Origin of the sequence: Bartonella sp. MU37NMGALS, from assembly GCF_042194015.1 — a bacterium.
GTDB classification, from domain to species: Bacteria; Pseudomonadota; Alphaproteobacteria; order Rhizobiales; family Rhizobiaceae; genus Bartonella; species Bartonella grahamii.
In genome coordinates this window covers 1-682 of sequence record NZ_JBHIML010000126.1, presented here as the reverse complement: position 1 = coordinate 682, position 682 = coordinate 1, and the positions used below count along the sequence as shown (strand labels likewise).

Sequence of the window (682 nt, the reverse complement as noted above, 5' to 3'; positions counted from 1 at the left end):
AATCCGAAAGATGATAACGAAGCAGATGCTTTAGCAATTTTATATTTAGTTAAAGAAAGGGAATTGGGGTATGTCCATTAAATTACCATGGACGAGGCTTTTTGCAGACAAGTGGCTTCTTACTCTTGGTTGTTTGTCGCCGACCGAGAAATGTATCTATGTCATGTTGCGACTTCTAATGCTCCATACTGGTGAGCCTATTTTAAACAACTTAAGGGTATTAGCTCGTTGGATTGGTTATCCAGTAGAAGAGTTTGAAGCAGCTTTGAATTCCTTGATTGAAGGTGGATTCATCATACGTTTAGACAATGGTGGGTTGTGGAATTCAGAAGTTGAAAAAGAACTCAATAACGTCACTGAAGAGCTAGATAATTTCACTTGCAATAATAATAAAGAAAGGGAGGTGAAGTATGTCAACTAAGTTGCCATGGACGAGGCTTTTTGCAGACCAGTGGGCAATAGTTGTTGATTATTTGCCTGCTGTAGAGGGCAATATCTATATGCGATTACGGTTACGTATGTTGCATACTGGTGAACCTCTTTTTTATAATATTAAAGTTTTATCTAATTACACGGGTTATTCAGTGAAGAAGTTTGAAGCGGCACTGAATGTTTTGCTTGAAGAAGGATATTTCATTCGTTTAGCAGATGGTCGCTTGTGGAATTTAGATGTTGAAGAAGA

Annotated in this window: 2 protein-coding genes; both read left to right on the top strand. The window is 37.8% G+C overall.

All coding sequences use genetic code 11. The features are described 5' to 3' along the window. Positions 1 to 70: 70 nt before the first annotated feature. The gene (locus tag ACFIJP_RS09490; RefSeq protein WP_375627173.1) at positions 71 to 421 is read left to right on the top strand and encodes a DUF1376 domain-containing protein; all 351 of its coding nucleotides are present in this window, start codon (positions 71 to 73) and stop codon (positions 419 to 421) included. Beyond that, the coding region (locus ACFIJP_RS09485; RefSeq protein ID WP_375627171.1) for a DUF1376 domain-containing protein at positions 411 to 682 on the top strand (272 nt) is incomplete at its 3' end. The genes ACFIJP_RS09490 and ACFIJP_RS09485, both read left to right, overlap by 11 nt.